Origin of the sequence: Tsuneonella sediminis, from assembly GCF_051912845.1 — a bacterium.
GTDB lineage: Bacteria > Pseudomonadota > Alphaproteobacteria > Sphingomonadales > Sphingomonadaceae > Tsuneonella > Tsuneonella sediminis.
Genome location: NZ_JBNCBU010000001.1, coordinates 188,003 through 206,483 on the forward strand (window position 1 = coordinate 188,003; position 18,481 = coordinate 206,483).

At 65.4% G+C, this 18,481-nt stretch carries 23 protein-coding genes; 20 read left to right on the forward strand and 3 right to left on the reverse strand.

Annotated elements, in window-relative coordinates; translation table 11 throughout:
* Nucleotides 1–25: 25 nt before the first annotated feature.
* Nucleotides 26–1,432, forward strand: a complete 1,407-nt coding sequence (locus ACPV3N_RS00950) for an NAD(P)H-dependent flavin oxidoreductase (protein ID WP_440113374.1) — start codon at nucleotides 26–28, stop codon at nucleotides 1,430–1,432.
* Between the two features lie 2 nt (nucleotides 1,433–1,434).
* On the opposite strand, the gene ACPV3N_RS00955 is transcribed toward ACPV3N_RS00950, so the two are convergent.
* A complete protein-coding gene (locus ACPV3N_RS00955) occupies nucleotides 1,435–2,442 on the reverse strand; it encodes a 2-hydroxyacid dehydrogenase (protein WP_440113377.1) in 1,008 nt (335 codons plus the stop codon).
* Nucleotides 2,443–2,529: 87 nt separating this feature from the next.
* Here ACPV3N_RS00955 and ACPV3N_RS00960 point away from each other — a divergent pair, with 87 nt between their 5' ends.
* Nucleotides 2,530–2,985: an SH3 domain-containing protein gene (locus tag ACPV3N_RS00960; protein WP_440113380.1), complete on the forward strand. Its 456-nt coding sequence runs from the start codon at nucleotides 2,530–2,532 to the stop codon at nucleotides 2,983–2,985.
* A 46-nt stretch (nucleotides 2,986–3,031) separates the two neighbouring features.
* Here ACPV3N_RS00960 and ACPV3N_RS00965 read toward each other — a convergent pair whose 3' ends face one another.
* Nucleotides 3,032–3,340, reverse strand: coding sequence for a hypothetical protein (locus ACPV3N_RS00965; RefSeq protein ID WP_440113383.1), 309 nt, complete (start codon nucleotides 3,338–3,340; stop codon nucleotides 3,032–3,034).
* A 176-nt stretch (nucleotides 3,341–3,516) separates the two neighbouring features.
* A complete protein-coding gene (locus ACPV3N_RS00970) occupies nucleotides 3,517–4,713 on the reverse strand; it encodes an acetyl-CoA C-acyltransferase (protein WP_440113386.1) in 1,197 nt (398 codons plus the stop codon).
* Nucleotides 4,714–5,020: 307 nt separating this feature from the next.
* Here ACPV3N_RS00970 and ACPV3N_RS00975 point away from each other — a divergent pair, with 307 nt between their 5' ends.
* The 18 genes from ACPV3N_RS00975 to nuoK all read left to right on the forward strand — a co-directional run bounded on the left by ACPV3N_RS00975 (nucleotide 5,021) and on the right by nuoK (nucleotide 18,474).
* The gene (locus tag ACPV3N_RS00975) at nucleotides 5,021–6,451 is read left to right on the forward strand and encodes a coniferyl aldehyde dehydrogenase (protein WP_440113388.1); all 1,431 of its coding nucleotides are present in this window, start codon (nucleotides 5,021–5,023) and stop codon (nucleotides 6,449–6,451) included.
* Nucleotides 6,452–6,581: 130 nt separating this feature from the next.
* On the forward strand, nucleotides 6,582–7,061 hold the full coding sequence (locus tag ACPV3N_RS00980) for a nuclear transport factor 2 family protein (protein WP_440113391.1): 480 nt from the start codon (nucleotides 6,582–6,584) through the stop codon (nucleotides 7,059–7,061).
* 195 nt (nucleotides 7,062–7,256) lie between these two features.
* Nucleotides 7,257–7,631 (forward strand): NADH-quinone oxidoreductase subunit A, encoded by a 375-nt coding sequence (locus ACPV3N_RS00985; RefSeq protein WP_440113394.1) that lies wholly within the window; start codon nucleotides 7,257–7,259, stop codon nucleotides 7,629–7,631.
* A gap of 74 nt (nucleotides 7,632–7,705) precedes the next feature.
* A complete protein-coding gene (locus ACPV3N_RS00990) occupies nucleotides 7,706–8,227 on the forward strand; it encodes a NuoB/complex I 20 kDa subunit family protein (RefSeq protein ID WP_440117383.1) in 522 nt (173 codons plus the stop codon).
* A gap of 13 nt (nucleotides 8,228–8,240) precedes the next feature.
* Nucleotides 8,241–9,140: an NADH-quinone oxidoreductase subunit C gene (locus ACPV3N_RS00995; RefSeq protein WP_440113397.1), complete on the forward strand. Its 900-nt coding sequence runs from the start codon at nucleotides 8,241–8,243 to the stop codon at nucleotides 9,138–9,140.
* Nucleotides 9,137–9,688, forward strand: coding sequence for a hypothetical protein (locus ACPV3N_RS01000; protein ID WP_440113400.1), 552 nt, complete (start codon nucleotides 9,137–9,139; stop codon nucleotides 9,686–9,688). Before ACPV3N_RS00995 ends, ACPV3N_RS01000 begins: the two co-directional genes overlap by 4 nt.
* Nucleotides 9,685–10,896: an NADH-quinone oxidoreductase subunit D gene (locus ACPV3N_RS01005; protein ID WP_440113402.1), complete on the forward strand. Its 1,212-nt coding sequence runs from the start codon at nucleotides 9,685–9,687 to the stop codon at nucleotides 10,894–10,896. Before ACPV3N_RS01000 ends, ACPV3N_RS01005 begins: the two co-directional genes overlap by 4 nt.
* Nucleotides 10,893–11,141: a hypothetical protein gene (locus tag ACPV3N_RS01010; RefSeq protein WP_440113405.1), complete on the forward strand. Its 249-nt coding sequence runs from the start codon at nucleotides 10,893–10,895 to the stop codon at nucleotides 11,139–11,141. Before ACPV3N_RS01005 ends, ACPV3N_RS01010 begins: the two co-directional genes overlap by 4 nt.
* Nucleotides 11,134–11,802, forward strand: a complete 669-nt coding sequence (locus tag ACPV3N_RS01015; protein WP_440113407.1) for a complex I 24 kDa subunit family protein — start codon at nucleotides 11,134–11,136, stop codon at nucleotides 11,800–11,802. Before ACPV3N_RS01010 ends, ACPV3N_RS01015 begins: the two co-directional genes overlap by 8 nt.
* Complete coding sequence (locus ACPV3N_RS01020; RefSeq protein ID WP_440113410.1) at nucleotides 11,802–11,942, forward strand: hypothetical protein; 141 nt, start codon at nucleotides 11,802–11,804, stop codon at nucleotides 11,940–11,942. Before ACPV3N_RS01015 ends, ACPV3N_RS01020 begins: the two co-directional genes overlap by 1 nt.
* Nucleotides 11,942–12,112, forward strand: a complete 171-nt coding sequence (locus ACPV3N_RS01025; RefSeq protein WP_440113413.1) for a hypothetical protein — start codon at nucleotides 11,942–11,944, stop codon at nucleotides 12,110–12,112. The genes ACPV3N_RS01020 and ACPV3N_RS01025 overlap by 1 nt, the downstream gene beginning before the upstream one ends.
* Nucleotides 12,102–13,391: an NADH-quinone oxidoreductase subunit NuoF gene (gene nuoF / locus ACPV3N_RS01030; RefSeq protein WP_440113416.1), complete on the forward strand. Its 1,290-nt coding sequence runs from the start codon at nucleotides 12,102–12,104 to the stop codon at nucleotides 13,389–13,391. The genes ACPV3N_RS01025 and nuoF overlap by 11 nt, the downstream gene beginning before the upstream one ends.
* A complete protein-coding gene (locus ACPV3N_RS01035) occupies nucleotides 13,388–13,999 on the forward strand; it encodes a hypothetical protein (protein WP_440113419.1) in 612 nt (203 codons plus the stop codon). The genes nuoF and ACPV3N_RS01035 overlap by 4 nt, the downstream gene beginning before the upstream one ends.
* A complete protein-coding gene (nuoG, locus tag ACPV3N_RS01040) occupies nucleotides 13,999–15,990 on the forward strand; it encodes an NADH-quinone oxidoreductase subunit NuoG (RefSeq protein WP_440113422.1) in 1,992 nt (663 codons plus the stop codon). Before ACPV3N_RS01035 ends, nuoG begins: the two co-directional genes overlap by 1 nt.
* Nucleotides 15,987–17,057, forward strand: a complete 1,071-nt coding sequence (nuoH, locus tag ACPV3N_RS01045; RefSeq protein ID WP_440113425.1) for an NADH-quinone oxidoreductase subunit NuoH — start codon at nucleotides 15,987–15,989, stop codon at nucleotides 17,055–17,057. Before nuoG ends, nuoH begins: the two co-directional genes overlap by 4 nt.
* Nucleotides 17,054–17,539 carry an NADH-quinone oxidoreductase subunit NuoI gene (gene nuoI, locus ACPV3N_RS01050; protein WP_259961584.1) on the forward strand — a complete coding sequence of 162 codons (486 nt, stop codon included), beginning with the start codon at nucleotides 17,054–17,056 and terminating at the stop codon, nucleotides 17,537–17,539. The genes nuoH and nuoI overlap by 4 nt, the downstream gene beginning before the upstream one ends.
* A gap of 15 nt (nucleotides 17,540–17,554) precedes the next feature.
* Nucleotides 17,555–18,172, forward strand: coding sequence for an NADH-quinone oxidoreductase subunit J (locus ACPV3N_RS01055; RefSeq protein WP_440113429.1), 618 nt, complete (start codon nucleotides 17,555–17,557; stop codon nucleotides 18,170–18,172).
* Entirely contained in the window at nucleotides 18,169–18,474 is a 306-nt protein-coding gene (gene nuoK / locus ACPV3N_RS01060) for an NADH-quinone oxidoreductase subunit NuoK (protein WP_440113432.1), read from the forward strand. Before ACPV3N_RS01055 ends, nuoK begins: the two co-directional genes overlap by 4 nt.
* The last annotated feature ends 7 nt before the right edge of the window (nucleotides 18,475–18,481 follow it).

Here is an 18,481-nt window from a genome sequence, read left to right on the forward strand (position 1 = left end):
CGCTCCTGAGAGGTAGCTAAAGCCGATGGCATTCAAGGGGTTGCAACCCATTCTTTACGGCGGTCGCGAAGTCTGGCCGCTGGTCGAAGGCGGCAAGGGCGTCTCGGCGACCAATCACGCAAGTTCCGGCGCGTGGGCGGCGGCGGGCGGGATCGGCACGGTCAGTGCCGTCAACGCCGACAGTTACGACGTCGATGGAAACCCGGTCCCGCAGGTCTATCCGCAAGCGACCCGGGTCGAACGGTTCGAGCAGCTCGTTCGATATGCGATCGACGGCGCGACCGAACAGGTCAGGCGTGCGCACGAGATCGCTGGCGGGCAGGGCGCGATCAACATCAACGTCCTGTGGGAAATGGGCGGCGCGCAGCGCGTGCTCGAAGGCGTGCTCGAAAATTGCAGAGGACTCGTCACCGGGGTCACCTGCGGCGCGGGCATGCCCTACAAGCTTGCCGAGATCGCCGCCCGGTTCAACGTGCATTACCTGCCGATCGTCAGTTCGGCACGTGCGTTTCGCGCGCTGTGGAAGCGGAGCTATTCGAAGGTTCCCGAGCTGATGGCGGCGGTCGTCTACGAGGACCCGTGGCTGGCGGGCGGGCACAATGGTCTGTCCAACGCCGAGGACCCGACGAAGCCCGAGGACCCCTATCCCAGGGTGAAGGCCCTGCGCGAGACGATGCGGGCCGAGGGGGTTTCCGAGGATACTGCGATCGTAATGGCGGGCGGGGTCTGGTTCCTGCGCGAGTGGAACGACTGGATCGACAATCCCGAGCTCGGCAAGATCGTCTTTCAGTTCGGCACGCGGCCGCTGCTCACGCAGGAAAGTCCGATCCCCCAGGTGTGGAAGGAGATGCTCCGCACGGTCGAACCGGGCGACGTTCTGCTTCACAAGTTCTCGCCCACCGGGTTCTACTCCAGCGCGGTGAAGACCCCGTTTCTCTACGATCTCATGCATCGTTCGGAGCGCCAGATCCCGATCTTCAAGCGCGACGAGGTCGAAGGTACCGTACCCCTGCTCGACCACGGCAAGGCGAAATATTTCTGGGTTCATCCCGGCGACCAGCGCAAGGCGCTGGCGTGGATCCACGAGGGTTTCACCGAGGCGCTCAAGACCCCTGACGACACGGTGGTCTTCGTGACCCCCGAAAGCGCCGACCAGATCCGCGCCGACCAGCAGGGCTGCATGGGATGCCTGTCGCACTGCCAGTTCTCGAGCTGGAAGGATCACGACAACCACACGACCGGTCGTCTCGCGGACCCGCGCAGTTTCTGCATCCAGAAGACTTTGCAGGACATTGCCCACGGGGGCGACCCGGACGAGAATCTCGCCTTCGCCGGGCATGCCGCGTACCGGTTCAAGGAGGATCCGTTCTATTCGAACAACTTCACCCCGACGGTGAAACAGCTCGTCGAGCGGATTCTTACCGGGGACTGAGTCTAGACCAGGCCTTCCAGCACCTGGTCGGGGGGACGGTGGCCGTCAGCCCAGAAACGGATGTTGGCGATGACCTTTTCGCCGGCTTGTCCGCGTCCCTCGATCGTGGCGCTGCCGATGTGCGGCTGCGCGATGACGTTGGGGAGCGCAACGATTCGCTCATCGACCCGCGGCTCCTCCGGAAACACGTCGAGTCCCGCTCCCCCGAGATGCCCGCTTTCGAGCGCCTCGATCATCGCGTCGTAATCGATCAGGTCGGCCCGGGCGGTGTTGATGATGATCGTCCCCTGTCTCATCGCCGCGATGCGCCCGGCATCGATCATGCCCCTGTTCCCGGGAGCCGAGGGACAGTGCAGGGTTACGATGTCGGATTGGGAAAGGAGTTCGTCTAGACTGTCGACCCAGGTCGCTCCGAACATCGCTTCGGCCGCCTGGGGCAGGCGCCGCCGGTTGTGGTAGCGAATGTCGAGACCGAAGGCGCGGGCCCGGAAAGCGACCGCCTGGCCGATCCGGCCCATCCCGACGATGCCGAGGATCTTGCCCGCCAGCTTGCGCCCCAGAAGCGCACTCGGTGCCCATCCGGTCCATTCGCCGCGCCGGATCAGCGACGTGCCTTCGCGAAGACGACGGGGAACGCCGATGATCAGGGCCATCGTGAGGTCGGCGGTGTCGTCGGTGAACACGCCGGGCGTGTTCGTGACAATGATCCGCCGCGCGCGGGCGGCGGCGAGGTCGATATGGTCGACCCCCGCGCCAAAGCTCGCGATGAGGCCGAACCGGGGCCCGGCCTGTTCGATCAGCGCCGCGTCGATCCGGTCCGTGACGGTTGGCACGAGCACGTCGGCATCCCGCATCGCGGCGGCGAGCTCGTCGCGGCTCATTGGAACGTCGGCAAGGTTGAGCGTCGTTTCGAACAGCTCGCTCATTCGGCTTTCCACCGAAGGAAGCAGGTGGCGCGTCACCACGACCCGGGGTTTCGAGGTGCGGCGCGGCTCTGGACGGTCGGTCATCGCCGTCGGGCTATCGGCAAGGGGGCGCGACGGTCAAGCGCTGCTCGCTTGATGACATGCGGCATTACGCGCTAACGCGGTGTCGTCATGCGATTTTTCGTCATCCTGGCCGTCGTTCTTCTCGCCGCGCCCGCGAGCGCTCAGAACCGCGAGGTGCCGTACTGGGCGACCATCAAGGCGGAAAGGCTCAACATGCGAGCAGGGCCGGGCCGCGATTTCCCGATACGCTGGGTCTACAGCCGCGCGGGTCTGCCGCTGAAGGTGATCCGCGTTCACGAAGGCTGGCGACTGGTGCGGGATCCAGCGGGCGACGAGGGTTGGGTGACCGCGAACCTTCTCAGCAAGGATCGCGGCGCGATCGTCGTGGGGGACGGCCTCGCGGCAATCCGGGCTGCTCCTTCGGCAGGTGCGAAACTCAGGTGGAACGCCGAACCCGGTGTAGTTGGCAAGCTTGGCGAGTGCGAAGGCGGATGGTGCGTTTTCGATGTCGCGGGCCGCGCGGGATACGTGCGCGCCGACCGCTTGTGGGGTGCCGGCAGCTAGCAACACGAAGAGGGGGGAGTCGCCACTCCCCCCGTTCGCCAGGCGACTACATCGCGGCGGTGCCGTCCGCCTTCGGTTTAACCATTACCGGATCCCCCTCATCGGGCGTCGCCGTGAAAGATCCGTCCGCCGCGGGCGGCGTTTCGGTGTAGCACATCGGCTTCGCGCCTTCGGTCGAAGGGGTGAAGCAGGTCTTCCCGCCGGTTACAGCCCAGGTTCCTTCCTCGATCACCTTCCCATCCGCATCGGTGTCGGAATAGGTGCCGTCCGCGTTCAGCGTTGCCGTCATGACGGTGCCGTCAGGGTTGGTGACCTCGTAGGTGCCGGCGGGCGAACCGTTGGCAACGGTTGCCATCGGTGCAGGTTCGGCAGGGGCCGCCTCGGTGGTGGCTTCAGGCGCCGGTTCCGACTGATTGCAGGCCGCAAGAGCGACCGAAGCCGCCGCAATTACAAGCATTCGCATGAGCATCCCCCTCAGTGAGAGCGACCCGGCAACGTCCATAGCACAGGGCAGGTGAATCGCGAATCGTGTTAGATAAGCTCCACCGCGACCGCAGTTGCCTCGCCGCCGCCGATGCACAGCGAGGCCACGCCGCGCTTGAGGCCCTTCTGCTTGAGGGCGTTGAGGAGCGTGACGACGATGCGCGTGCCGCTGGCGCCGATCGGGTGACCGAGCGCGGTCGCTCCGCCGTGGACGTTGATCCTGTCGTGCGGGATGCCGAGGTCTTTCATCGCGAACATCGCGACACAGGCGAACGCCTCGTTCACCTCGAAAAGGTCGACATCGCCGATCGACCAGCCGGCCTTGTCGAGGACCTTCTCGATCGCGCCGACGGGCGCGGTGGTGAAATCCTTGGGCTCCTGCGCGTGGGCAGCCATGGCGACGATCTTCGCCACCGGCGCCGCGCCCTTGTCCTTTGCCACGCTCTCGCGCGCCAGCACGACCGCCGCGGCGCCGTCGCTGATCGAGCTCGACGAGGCGGCGGTGATCGTGCCGTCCTTGGCGAAGGCGGCGCGCAGCTGGCGCAGTTTCTCGGGGTTGCCCTTGGGCGGCTGCTCGTCGGTATCGATGGTCGTCTCGCCCTTGCGGGTGGTCACCGTCACCGGAACGATCTCTTCGGCGAAGGCGCCAGACTGGATCGCCTCGTTCGCGCGGCGGAGCGACTCGACCGAATAGTCGTCCATGTTCTCGCGGGTGAGCTGATACTCGTTCGCGGTGTCCTGCGCGAAGGTGCCCATCGCGCGGCCCGCGTCGTAGGCGTCCTCAAGCCCATCTAGGAACATGTGGTCGTAAGCGGTGTCGTGACCGATCCGGGCGCCGGAGCGATGCTTCTTGAGCAGGTAGGGCGCATTGGTCATGCTCTCCATGCCGCCCGCGACGGCGACGTCCATGCTCCCGCTCGCAAGAGCCTCGGACGCCATGATGATCGTCTGCATGCCGCTGCCGCAGACCTTGTTGACGGTGGTCGCCTGGACCGACTTGGGCAACCCGGCCTTGATCGCCGCCTGGCGCGCCGGCGCCTGGCCGAGGCCGGCGGGCAGCACGCAGCCCATGTAGATCCGTTCGATGTCCTCGCCGTCAATCCCGGCCCGTTCCACCGCGGCCTTGACTGCCGTCGCGCCGAGGTCGGTGGCCGAAACGTCCGACAGCGCGCCCTGCATGCCGCCCATCGGAGTGCGCGCGTAGGAAAGGATGACGACGGGATCGGCTTCGGAGAACGTGGGCATGGCGGGCCTTTCTGTGTTCGTGTTGCAGGCGATCTAGTGCTGCAGTGCGGCAAAGGCAAACAAGCGAGTCTTGGCTCCGCCAAAACCCCACGCCGGGCCCATGTCACACCTGTCACACAGTCCTGGAACAAAAAAGCGGATGACCTTCGATCGGACGGGGCAAGCGGACAAGGCGAGGCACGAATGGGTCATCTGGCGGGCTTCGCACGGGTCAGGCTGTGTAGGACAGCGCTATCTCCATGCGCCTTGCCAACCACCGGTTTATCCCCGAGACCGGTGGCAAACAGCAACGCTTGAGGAGCGCCCGATGTCCGACGACCGCACGACCGAACTCAAGGACTTGCTGGCCCGCCAGCGCGCCGCCTTCACGCAGGCGCGGCCGGAAGACCTGTCCATCCGCCGCGACCGGATCGAGCGGGCGATGGCGCTGCTGCGCGACAGCGCCGACGAACTCTGCCGCGCGATGAGCGCCGATTTCGGCAGCCGCAGCATCCAGCAGTCGATGATCACCGACATCGCCGGGACGATCGGGTTCGGAAAGTACTGCCTGAAGAACCTCGCGGGGTGGGCGAAGCCCGAGAGGCGCAGGGTGCAGTTCCCGCTCGGTCTGCTCGGCGCGAAGGCCGAGTTGCGCTTCGAACCGAAAGGCGTGATCGGCATCCTCTCGCCGTGGAATTTCCCCGTGAATCTCAGCTTCGGGCCGCTGATGCAGGTCTTCGCGGCGGGCAACCGGGCGATGATCAAGCCAAGCGAGTTCACCGAGCGCACGAGCGAACTGATGGCGAAGCTGGTCGACAAGCGGTTCGCCGCCGAGGAATGCGTCGTGGTGACCGGCGGCCCCGAGGTCGCCCACGCCTTCAGTGAGCTGCCGTTCGACCACCTCGTGTTCACCGGATCGACTGCCACGGGACGCAAGGTGATGGAGGCCGCCGCGAGGAATCTTGTGCCGGTCACGCTGGAACTCGGCGGCAAGAGCCCGGTGTTCCTCGGCCGCGACGCGGACCTCAAGAAGGCGGGCGAGCGGATCGCGATGGGCAAGATGATGAACGCGGGCCAGATCTGCCTTGCCCCCGATTATCTTTACGTGCCCGAAGAGATCGAGGAGGGCGCGGTGGCCGCAGTCCAGCTCGGTGTGCACGAGATGTACCCGACGCTGCTCGGCAACGAGGACTACGCCAGCGTCGTTTCCGACCGGCACTTCGAACGGTTGCAGGGCCTTGTGTCCGACGCGCGCGAGAAGGGGGCCGAGGTGATTGAGGTCAATCCGGGCGGCGAGGACTTCTCGAATTCGAACACCCGCAAGATGCCGCTGACGATCTTGCGCAACGTTACCGACGACATGGCGGCGATGCAGGAGGAGATCTTCGGACCGGTCCTGCCGGTGAAGACCTATCGCCAGATCGACGAGGCAATCGACTACGTAAACGCGCACGATCGCCCGCTGGGCCTCTATTACTTCGGCGACGATTCCGGCGAACGCGAGAAAGTGCTCACCCGCACGATCAGCGGGGGGGTGACGGTGAACGACGTGGTCTTCCACGTATCGATGGAGGATTTGCCGTTCGGCGGCGTCGGACCGTCGGGGATGGGCAGCTATCACGGGGTCGAGGGCTTCCGCGAGTTCAGCCACGCGCGCAGCGTCTATACCCAGCCGAAGATCGACGTGGCGAAACTCGGCGGTTTCAAGCCGCCTTACGGACCCGCCACCGAAAAGGCGATCCGCTCGATGATGAAGTGAGTGACGATCCCCATTCGTTTGGCAAGTAGCACGGAAGGCGGCCAGCGCGTTTCGGCCGGCCGGCGGGGCCCGACTTTTCATACCTTGTCACCGGTGATAGCCTCCTTGCAGCACAGAATGGAGCAGGCCGATGAGACCAGTCCTTCTCGCCCCGCTGTTCGCGGTAACCGCGCTTGTCGCGCCCGAGGTTCCAGCGGGCGCCGAAGCCGGTCAGCCGCAACATTCCACTGAGGAACTGGCGGTTCTGCAGACAAACGAAGCCGTACTGCAGGCGGTACGGGACAAAGATGCGAAGGCCTTTAGCGACCTGACCGTGAACGATCTTCGCGTCCTCGCGCCCGGCGGCCGCTTGGAAGACAAGGCGATGGTCATCAAGGGGCTTGGGACGGTCGTGGGTAATCTCGACAATGTCGAGACCGAGGCCATGATCGTCGGCGATACCGCGCTCGTCATGGGCAAGATGCAGGGTGATGCCGCGATGGAACCCTTCGGCAAGCTTCCGCCGATGAAGTACATCGCGACTTTCGTTCGCACCGGTGAAGGGTGGCGCATGCTCTCCCGGGCGATCACACCCTGCGCATCGGTGGCAATAGAGAAAGGCGTCTGTTGACCCCTCGCTAGGCGCAGGGACCTGCAAGCTGGCTCGGTTCGCAGCCCGGCTCATTCCGCCGGCTCGGCCGTGCCCTATGGCCTCGAGACGTCGCGAATTCGCTCAAACGGGAAATGCGACCCTCGAACCCTTGCACGCCCGGGGTGTGGCATCTAGAGGCACGCCTGAATTAGCCCCCTCCGCTGGGAATCACTCTTGGTCGACCTGTCGCAATACCTGCCGATCCTGATCTTCCTGGGCATCGCCCTGGGGCTTTCGGTGCTGTTCGTGTTCCTGCCGATGGGCGTCGCCCGCCTGACCGGAACGCACAATCCCAATGCGGAAAAGCTGAGCGAATACGAGTGCGGCTTTCCCGCGTTCGAGGACCCGCGCAGCCAGTTCGACGTGCGGTTCTACCTCGTCGCGATCCTGTTCATCATCTTCGACCTCGAGGCGGCGTTCCTGTTCCCCTGGGCGGTCAGCCTCGACATGACCGGCTGGCCGGGCTGGATAACCATGATGATATTCCTGGGCGAACTCGCGGTCGGACTTGCCTATGCGTGGAAGAAGGGAGCGCTGGAATGGGAGTAGATCGCCAGCCCTCGCTCGACCATCGGCTTGCCAATCCGGGCGCGACGACGGCACCGGATGGGGCCCGGAACTGGATGCTGCACCAGCAGCACAAGGACCCGGAATCGGGCTATTTCAACGCGTTGTCGACCGAGCTCGACAACAAGGGCTTTCTCGTCACCTCGACCGAGGAGCTGTTCCAGTGGGCGCGCACGGGCTCGCTGTGGTGGATGACCTTCGGTCTCGCCTGCTGCGCGGTCGAGATGATCCACGTCAACATGCCGCGCTACGACATGGAGCGCTTCGGCGTCGCGCCGCGCGCCTCTCCGCGCCAGTCGGACGTGATGATCGTGGCCGGGACCCTCTGCAACAAGATGGCCCCCGCGCTGCGCAAGGTCTACGACCAGATGTCGGACCCCAAGTACGTCATCTCGATGGGCTCGTGCGCAAACGGCGGCGGCTATTATCACTACAGCTATTCGGTGGTGCGCGGCTGCGACCGGATCGTGCCGGTCGACATCTATGTCCCCGGTTGCCCGCCGACGGCCGAGGCGCTGCTCTACGGCGTGATGCAGCTCCAGCGAAAGATCCGCCGCGAAGGGACGATCGAGCGATGAGGGGCTCGCGCTGATGGCGGCTGTCTATCACCCGGCACCGAGGATCGCCTCGAACGAGGGCGTGCGCGAGACGCTTTCGGCCGCGCTCGGCGGCATGCTCGTTTCGGCCCGCGAGGAGCATGGCGAAATCCTGCTCACCGTCGCGCGAGATTCGGTCGAGGACGCGCTGCGTCTGCTGCGCGACGGTCACGATTACCAGCAGCTGATGGAGATCGCCGGCGTCGACTATCCGGGCCGTGCGGAGCGGTTCGAGGTCGTCTACATGCTGCTCAGCCTGACGAAGAACCACCGCGTCATGGTCAAGGTGACCGCGGCCGAGGACACCCCGGTGCCGACGGTGACGACGCTGTGGCCCAACGCCGGCTGGCTCGAGCGCGAGGTGTTCGACATGTACGGCGTGCTGTTTGCCGGCAATACGGACCTCAGGCGCATCCTCACCGACTACGGGTTCGAAGGACATCCCTTCCGCAAGGACTTCCCGCTCACCGGCTACACCGAGTTGCGCTATTCCGAAGACGAGAAGCGCGTCGTCTACGAACCGGTCGACCTGCCGCAGGACCTGCGCCAGTTCGACTTCATGAGTCCATGGGAGGGGGCGGATTACGTCCTCCCCGGCGACGAGAAGGCCGCGACCCCGCCGGTGAACGAGCCGCAGACCACCGACAAGCCCGCCGACACGGGTGCAGGCGCAAGGACCGACGCAAAGGCGGCGGAGCACGTGGCCGAGGGAATCGGCGAGAACGGCGAGGGCGAGCCCGTCCCCGCGGACACCGGTACCGCCGAGCCCGGCGCGCCCGAACCGACCGAGAGACGCCCGGCGCGCAAGCCGCGCAAGGCGACCGCCCGCGATACGAAACCCGCTACCGAACCGAAGAAGCGCGCCCCGCGCAAGAAGAAGGGCGACGCCGAATGAACCGCGCGCTGGCCTTGTCCGCGATCCTGGCGCTCGCGGCTTGCTCGAGGTCGCCCGACGCACCGGCCGGCGAAAGCGCCGACGATTTCGCGAAGCGTGCAGGCGTCGAGGCAGCGCCCGGCGCCGTCCCGTCGGTGGCGGAGATCAACGCTCAGCCCGTCGTCGCCCCTACGGGCGCGGCGCAGTTGACCCCCCTCAGCAACGATGCGCCCAAAGCGCTGGGTGCAATCGCCGGCGGATGCTCTTTTATCTACCAGGGCCGTTCGCTGCTCGTGGTGGGCGCGGGCGAGGGGACCAATCCGACCGGCCGCGGCGTGCTGGTGATCGACGGCCAGCAGGTCGTGCTTCCGGGCACGGCGGCCGGCGGCACGCAGGTCGTCGAAAGCGGACCGACGCTGACCGGCGCGGGTTACACCGTCTCGGTCCTGCGCGCCGAAGGGGCGCCGCAGGCCAAGGGCGGACGCAACGAATGGACCGCGGGGCTCAAGGTCGCGGGACCCCAGGGCGAGACGACGTTCTCTCCCGGCATCTGGAGCTGCACCGCATGAGCATGCAACTCGAACACTCGCCGACCACCGGCGACGACGTCATCACCAACTACACGATCAACTTCGGGCCGCAGCACCCCGCCGCACACGGCGTACTGCGCATGGTCATGGAACTCGACGGCGAGATCATCGAACGGATCGATCCGCACGTCGGGCTTCTCCACCGCGGCACCGAGAAGCTGATCGAGCACAAGACCTACTTGCAGGCGCTGCCGTACTTCGACCGGCTCGACTACTGCAGCCCGCTGTGCATGGAGCACAGCTACGTCCTTGCGATCGAGAAGCTGCTCAACATCGAGGTGCCGATCCGCGCGCAGTACCTGCGGGTGCTGTTCGCCGAGCTGACGCGCATCTCGAACCACATGCTCAATCTCGGCAGCCACGTGATGGACGTCGGCGCGATGACGCCGAACCTGTGGATGTTCGAGATCCGCGAAGACTGCATGAACTTCTTCGAGGCTATCTCGGGAGCCCGCATGCACAGCGCTTGGTTCCGCCCCGGCGGCGTCCACGAGGACGTGCCGCTCAAGGTGCTGACCGACCTCGCCGACTGGCTCGACACCCGTCTGCCGCGCCTGTTCGAGGACGCGATGAGCCTCGTGGTCGACAACCGCATCTTCAAGCAGCGCAACGTGGACATTGCCGTGGTGAGCAAGAACGACGCGGTCGCCTGGGGCTTCTCCGGCCCGATGATCCGTGCCGCGGGCATTCCGTGGGACCTCAGGAAGAGCCAGCCCTACGACGTCTATGACCGGATGGATTTCGAGATCCCGGTCGGCACCAACTCCGACTGTTACGACCGGTTCATGGTCCGGGTCGAGGAAGTGCGCCAGTCCGCCCGCATCATGAAGCAGTGCCTCGCCGAGATGCCCGAAGGCCCGATCGCCAGCGACGACCGCAAGGTGGTCCCGCCCAAGCGCGCCGAGATGAAGCAGTCTATGGAAGCGCTGATCCACCACTTCAAGCTCTATACTGAAGGCTTCCACGTCCCCGCGGGCGAGGTCTACGTCGCCACCGAAAGCCCCAAGGGCGAGTTCGGCGTCTACCTCGTGTCGGACGGGTCTAACAAACCTTACCGCTGCAAGATCCGCCCGACCGCGTTCAGCCACCTGCAGGCGATGGACTTCATGTCCAAAGGCCACATGCTGCCCGACGCGACGGCAATCCTCGGCGCAATCGACGTGGTGTTCGGGGAGTGCGACCGGTGATCGATACGCTCATCGGATTTTTCGAACGCCACAAGCGAACGATCTCCGTGGCGGGGATCGTATGGTTTGCGCTGGGCTGTGCCATTACCGCGCGATTTATCGAGCTTCCCGATTGGCGTTTCTGGAGCGATGAATTCGCGCTGTATTCCGGTGCGGCTTACAACGCCATCTGGTGGGGATTTCTTCGTCCAGCGGTCCAACGCCGCCGTGCAAACCTTTTGTCTGAGCCCGTGATCCATGGCTGACCGCGCCCCCGCACCCGATACGCCCGAACTGCGCGAGCGGTGGGGTTCGTTCGCCTGGACCGCCGAGAACGCGGACAAGGCGAAGGAGATCGTCGCGCGCTATCCCGAAGGGCGGCAGCGCTCGGCGGTGATGCCGCTGCTCGACCTTGCCCAGCGGCAGGTCGGCGCGGAGACGAACACGCAAGGCTGGCTGCCGCTGCCGGTGATCGAGTTCGTCGCCGCCCAGCTCGACATGCCGGTGATCCGCGTGCTCGAGGTCGCGACGTTCTACACGATGTACAACATCGCGCCGGTTGGTCGTTTTCACGTGCAGGTCTGCGGCACCACGCCGTGCATGCTGCGCGGCTCGGACGACATCCTCGCCGCCTGCTACAAGCGCGGGATGAAGAAGGGTTATACCACCGGCGACGGGCTGTGGACGCTGACCGAGGTCGAGTGCATGGGCAACTGCGCCAGCGCCCCGATGGTCCAGATCAACGACGGCAACTACGAGGACCTGACTCCTGAGCGCCTCGACGCGGTTCTCGACGCGCTCGAGCGCGGCGAGACGCCGAAGGAAGGCACGCAGGATCCCGAGCGCCACACTGTCGAGCCGGTAGGCGGCCCGACCACCCTCAGGCAGATGGTGACCGAAAACCACGATTACCGGGGCGAATGGTGATGGACATCGTGACGATCATCATCGCGCTTGTCCTGATCTTCATCGCTTGGAAGGTGTTGATGGGCATCGTCAAGTTTGGCGCGATCGCGCTTATCCTGATTGCAGCCGTGTGGTTCATTACCAGCGGTGGGATGGGCTGATGCGCGTGCTGCTTTACCTGGTTCCGGCAATGGCACTGATCGTGGGGATAGTGCTCCTCGCGCGCGAAATGTGGCTGATCGGGGCGCCGCTGGTCGTCGCCGCCATCGCGCTGTTCGTAGCGCTTCGGCAGCAGGGCAAAATGACCGGAGGCGACGGCAATGCTCGCTGACAAGGACCGGATTTTCACCAACCTCTACGGCTACCAGGACTGGGGCCTCAAGGCGGCGCAGGCGCGCGGCGACTGGGACGACACCCGGAAGCTGATGAGCGTCGGGCAGGACGCGATCATCGACGAGATCAAGGAATCGGGCCTGCGCGGGCGCGGCGGGGCGGGTTTCCCGACCGGCATGAAGTGGTCGTTCATGCCCAAGGAGAGCAAGGACGGACGGCCGAGCTTCCTCGTCATCAACGCCGACGAATCCGAGCCCGGTTCATGCAAGGACCGCGAGATCATCCGCCACGATCCGCACAAGCTGATCGAGGGCGCGCTGGTCGCCGGTTACGCGATGCGCGCGCGGGCCGCATACATCTATATCCGCGGCGAATTCATCCGCGAGGCCGAGACGCTCTTCAGCGCGGTGGCCGAAGCCTATAACGCCGGGTTGCTCGGCAAGAACGCGGCCGGTTCGGGTTACGATTTCGACGTCTTCGTCCACCGCGGCGCGGGCGCATACATCTGCGGCGAAGAGACCGCGATGATCGAGAGCCTTGAGGGCAAGAAGGGCCAGCCGCGTCTGAAGCCTCCGTTCCCCGCCGGCGCGGGCCTCTATGGCTGCCCGACCACGGTCAACAACGTCGAAAGCATCGCGGTCGTCCCCACAATCCTGCGGCGCGGCGCATCGTGGTTCGCCAGCTTCGGCCGGCCGAACAACGCGGGCACCAAGCTGTTCCAGATCAGCGGCCACGTGAACAAGCCCTGCGTCGTCGAGGAAGCCATGAGCATTCCGTTCGGCGAACTGATCGAAAAGCATTGCGGAGGCATCATCGGCGGGCGCGACAACCTGCTCGCGGTTATCCCGGGTGGCTCGTCGGTCCCGCTGGTTCCGGCGGACCAGATCTGGGACTGCCCGATGGACTTCGACGGGCTGAAGGAAGTCGGCAGCGGCCTCGGCACCGCGGCGGCAATCGTGATGGACAAGTCGACCGACATCGTCCGCGCGATCAGCCGGATCAGCTATTTCTACAAGCACGAGAGCTGCGGCCAGTGCACCCCGTGCCGTGAAGGCGTGGGCTGGATGTGGCGCGTGATGGAGCGTCTGCGCACCGGCGACGCGCATGTCGAGGAGATCGACATGTTGCACCAGGTGACCAAGCAGGTCGAAGGCCACACGATCTGCGCGCTTGGTGATGCGGCCGCCTGGCCGATCCAGGGCCTGATCAAGCACTTCCGGCCAGAGATCGAGCGCCGCATCGCGGAAGCCGGCAACATGGCGGAGGCCGCCGAATGAGGACGCTGATCACCATCGTCGCAGCGCTTTCCTTGGCCGTGCCAGCCTCGGCAAAGGATGCTTCATCCGGTGCCAATACCCGCGCGTCGCGTGTCGCGCTCGAACAATGGGCGGGCTGCGTTGCGCGTGGCAGCACCGGCGAGGCGACGCGGGTGCTGACGATGGATTTCACCTCGCCCGCCTACCAGCGCGCGCTCATGACGCTGTCGCGCGAGAGCCGCGATTGCGTCCGCTTCCAGGGTCAGCTGCGCGCGGGCGGTCTTCTGTTCGCGGGCGAGATGGCCGAAGCGCTGCTCGAGCAGCCGGGTGATACGCTCGTCGCGCGCCTTGCGCGGGCGGCGACGGGACCGGAGACGAAAGCCTTTTCGTTCACCGACAAGGTCGCGGTCTGCACTGTTCGCTCGGCCCCCAACGAGGTCGCCGCCCTTTTCGCCACCGCGCGCGACAGTGCCGAGGAAGCCGCGGCGCTTGGCCAGGTGTCGGCCGTGATGGGGCTGTGCGCCAAGGCGGCCGAGGCGACCAAGCCCCTTTCGATCAATCCCGCCGGGCTGCGCGCGATGCTGGCGACCGCCGCATTCCGCTCGGTCGAAGCAGCCAAGGACGCCTGATGCCCAAGGTCACCGTCGACGGTCAGGAAATCGAGGTCCCCAACGGGGCGACCGTGCTGCAGGCGTGCGAGCTTGCGGGGAAGGAAATTCCGCGGTTCTGCTACCACGAGCGACTGAGCATCGCCGGCAACTGCCGGATGTGTCTCGTCGAGGTGAAGCCCGGGCCGCCCAAACCTCAGGCGAGCTGTGCGCTGCCCGCCACCGAGGGGCAGGAAATCCGCACCGACAGCCTGATGGTCAAGACGGCGCGCGAGGGAGTGATGGAGTTCCTCCTCATCAACCACCCGCTCGACTGCCCGATCTGCGACCAGGGCGGCGAGTGCGACCTGCAGGACCAGAGCCTGATGTACGGCCGCGGCGCCTCGCGCTATCACGAGAACAAGCGCGCGGTGACCGAGAAGTACATGGGGCCGCTGATCAAGACGATCATGACCCGGTGCATCCATTGCACCCGCTGCGTGCGTTTCTCAGAGGAAATCGCCGGCGTCGACGAAATCGGCGCGCTCTATCGCGGCGAGAACATGCAGATCACCACCTACCTCGAGCAGGCTGCGAAGCACGAGCTCAGCGCCAACGTGATCGACCTGTGCCCGGTAGGCGCGCTGACTTCGCGACCTTACGCGTTCGAGGCGCGGCCCTGGGAATTGAAGAAGACGCTGTCGATCGACGTGTCTGACGCGGTGGGGGCGAACATCCGCCTCGACAGCCGCGGTCGCGAGGTGCTCCGCGCGCTTCCGCGCATCAACGACGACGTCAACGAGGAATGGCTGTCCGACAAGGGCCGCTACATGGTCGACGGGCTGACCCGCCGCCGCCTCGACAAGGTCTGGATCCGCCGCAAGGGCAAGCTGGAGGCAGCGAGCTGGGACGAAGCTTTCAAGACGATCGCCAAGGCCAAGCCGAAGGGTTCGATCGCCGCGATCGCGGGCGATCTGGTCGACTGCGAAACCATGTTCGCTGCGAAGAAGCTGGTCAACGCGCTCGGCAGCGACCTGCTCGAGGGACGGCAGACCGGGATGCGCTACCCGGCCGCCAACCTCGCCGCGGTCAACTTCAATTCCACGTTCGCCGGGATCGAGACCGCCGACGCGATCCTGATCGTCGGCAGCATGGTCCGCTGGGAAGCGCCGCTGGTCAACGTCCGCCTGCGCAAGGCGGTCAAGCGCGGGGCAAAGGTGTTCGTGATCGGCCCGCAGTGGGAGACGACCTATCCCGCCGAGTTCCTCGGCGACGATGCAGGCATGCTTCACGACCTGCCGGGTCACGTGACCGAGGCGCTGGAAAAGGCCGATCGTCCTGCGGTCATAGTCGGGGGCGCGGGCCTCGCGGCGGGCGCGCTGGATGCGGCAATGGCGCTGCCGGTGCAGCGCGATGGCTGGAACGGGTTCAACGTTTTGCACATGGCGGCCTCGCGGATGGGCGGCCTGATGCTCGGTTACGCGCAGGACGGCGGCATTGCGGATATCGCTGCGGCGGCGCCTAAAGTGGTGCTGGCGCTCGGCGCGGACGAGGTGGATTGGTCGGCGTTCGGCGGCAGCCTCAAGGTCTACATCGGCCACCATGGCGACAAGGGCGCGCACGCGGCCGACGTGATCCTCCCTGGTGCAAGCTACGCCGAGAAGGACGGCACCTACGTCAACACCGAGGGCCGGGTCCAGTTCGCCGAGAAGGCCGTGTTCGCCCCCGGTGACGCGCGCGAGGACTGGACTATCCTGCGCGCGCTTGCCGACGCGCTGGGAGTTACTGTCGGGTTCGACAGTTTCGCCGAACTGCAGTCCGCGATGGTCGCCGAAGTCCCCGCACTGGGGGTCGAGGGCCTGGCCGGCTTTGGCGCTCTGCCGAAAGCAGGGAATGGCAGGGCCAGCGGCACGATTTCCTATCCGATCAAGGACTTCTACCTCACGAACCCCATCGCCCGCGCGAGCGTGGTCATGCAGCATTGCTCGGCCGAATTGCTCCACGGCGAGGACGTGCGGGAGGCCGCGGAATGACCGAGACCTTCGTCAACTGGGGCTTGTCGTACGAGTGGGCGTGGTTCCTCGCGACCATCGCGGGCATTCTGCTCATCGCGTTGCCGCTGATGCTGGCGGTGGCGATGATCATCTATGCGGACCGCAAGATCTGGGCGGCGATGGCGCTGCGGCGCGGACCCAACGTCGTCGGTCCGTTCGGCCTGCTCCAGAGTTTCGCCGACGGGTTGAAGGTGTTCCTGCAGGAAACCATCATCCCGAGTGCGGCGAACAAGGGCATCTTCCTGATCGCGCCGATCGTGACCTTCACCGTCGCGTTGATGGCGTGGGCGGTGGTGCCGTTCGGTCCCGGCGCGGTGCTTGCCGACGTCAACGTCGGGCTGCTCTACATTCTCGCGATCAGCAGTCTCGGCGTTTACGGCGTGGTGATGAGCGGATGGGCGTCGAACTCGAAGTACCCGTTCTTTTCCGCGATGCGCGCGGCGGCGCAGATGATCTCGTACGAGGTCTCGATCGGGTTCATCCTGATCTGCGTGGTGCTGTGGGCGGGCACGTTCAACATGAACGGGATCATCTATGCGCAGCAGGGGCACGTCTTCGGTCTGATCAACGGGTTCGTCGCCAACCCGTTGCTGTTTCCGCTGTGGGTGATGTTCCTGATCAGTGCGCTCGCCGAAACCGCGCGTGCGCCGTTTGACCTGACCGAGGCGGAGAGCGAGCTCGTCGCGGGCTACCAGACCGAATATTCCTCGATGAGTTTCGCGCTGTTCTGGCTTGGCGAATACGCCAACGTGCTGCTGATGTGCGCGCTCAACGCGATCCTGTTCTGGGGCGGATGGTTGCCGCCGCTCGACATTCCGATCCTCTACGATTTCCTCTTCACCGAGGGCCTTACCGCGATCTTCTGGCTGTTCGCCAAGATCCTGTTTTTCTTCTTCATCTTCAGCTGGGTGAAGGCGACGGTACCGCGGTACCGCTACGACCAGCTCATGCGGCTGGGATGGAAGGTGTTCCTGCCGCTCTCGCTGCTGTTCGTGGTCCTCGTCTCGGGGTGGCTGATGATTACCCGCTACGGAGGCCTGGCATGAGCCTTGCCCATCTCGTCAAGTCGTTCACCCTGTGGGAGTTCGTGAAGGCGCATGCCCTCACGCTGAAGTACTTCTTCAAGCCCAAGGCGACGATCAACTACCCGTTCGAGAAGAACCCGCTTTCCCCGCGCTTTCGCGGCGAGCATGCGCTGCGCCGCTATCCCAACGGCGAGGAGCGCTGCATCGCGTGCAAGCTGTGCGAGGCGGTTTGCCCCGCGCAGGCCATCACGATCGAGAGCGAACCGCGCGAGGACGGCAGCCGCCGTACGACGCGTTACGACATCGACATGACCAAGTGCATCTACTGCGGCTTCTGCCAGGAAGCCTGCCCGGTGGATGCCATCGTCGAGGGGCCGAACTTCGAATACGCGACCGAAACGCGCGAGGAACTGCTCTACGACAAGGCGAAACTGCTGGCCAACGGGGACAAGTGGGAGCGGGCGCTGGCCGCGAACCTTGAAGCCGATGCGCCCTACCGATAGGGGCCGCGCGCGACCATGATCCAGACCGCCGCCTTCTACCTGTTCGCCGCCCTCACGATCGCTTCCGCGGTACTCGTGATCAGCGCGCGCAACCCGGTCCACTCGGTGCTGTGGCTGATCCTCGCGTTCTTCAACGCGGCCGGCCTCATGGTGCTCGCGGGCGCGGAATTCATCGCGATGCTGCTGGTGATTGTCTACGTCGGGGCGGTCGCCGTGCTGTTCCTGTTCGTGGTCATGATGCTCGACATCGATTTCGCCGAGCTGCGCGCCGGGTTCGTCAGGAACTTCCCTCTCGGCCTGCTGATCGCGCTCGTGCTGCTGGCGGAACTGGTATTCGGCATCGGCGCCTACCAGGCTGGACGGATCGATCTGGCGCCCGGCACCGCGGACCAGGTCGCTACGATCGCCGACAGCAACATCGCCGCGCTGGGGCAGGTCCTGTACAGCCAGTACCTCTTCCTGTTCGAGGCGGCGGGAATCATCCTGCTCGTCGCGATGGTCGGAGCGATCGTCCTTACGCACCGCGACCGCAAGGATACCCGGCCGCAGAACATCGGCCGGCAGGTCCGCCGCCGGCCGGGCGAGGCGACCCGCAACGTGAAGCCCGAAATCGGGCAGGGGGTGCAGCTGTGATTGGCCTTGAACACTATATTGTCGTCGGCACGGTCCTGTTCGTGCTCGGCGTTCTCGGCATCTTTCTGAACCGGAAGAACGTGATCGTGATCCTGATGTCGATCGAGCTCATCCTGCTCGCGGTCAACATCAACCTCGTCGCGTTCAGCACCGCGCTGGGCGACCTGACGGGGCAGATCTTCGCGATGTTCGTGCTGACGGTCGCTGCAGGGGAGGCGGCCATCGGCCTCGCCATTCTCGTCATATACTTCCGCGGCCGCGGCACCATCGCGGTCGACAGCGTCGACCGGCTCAAGGGATAGGCGAACC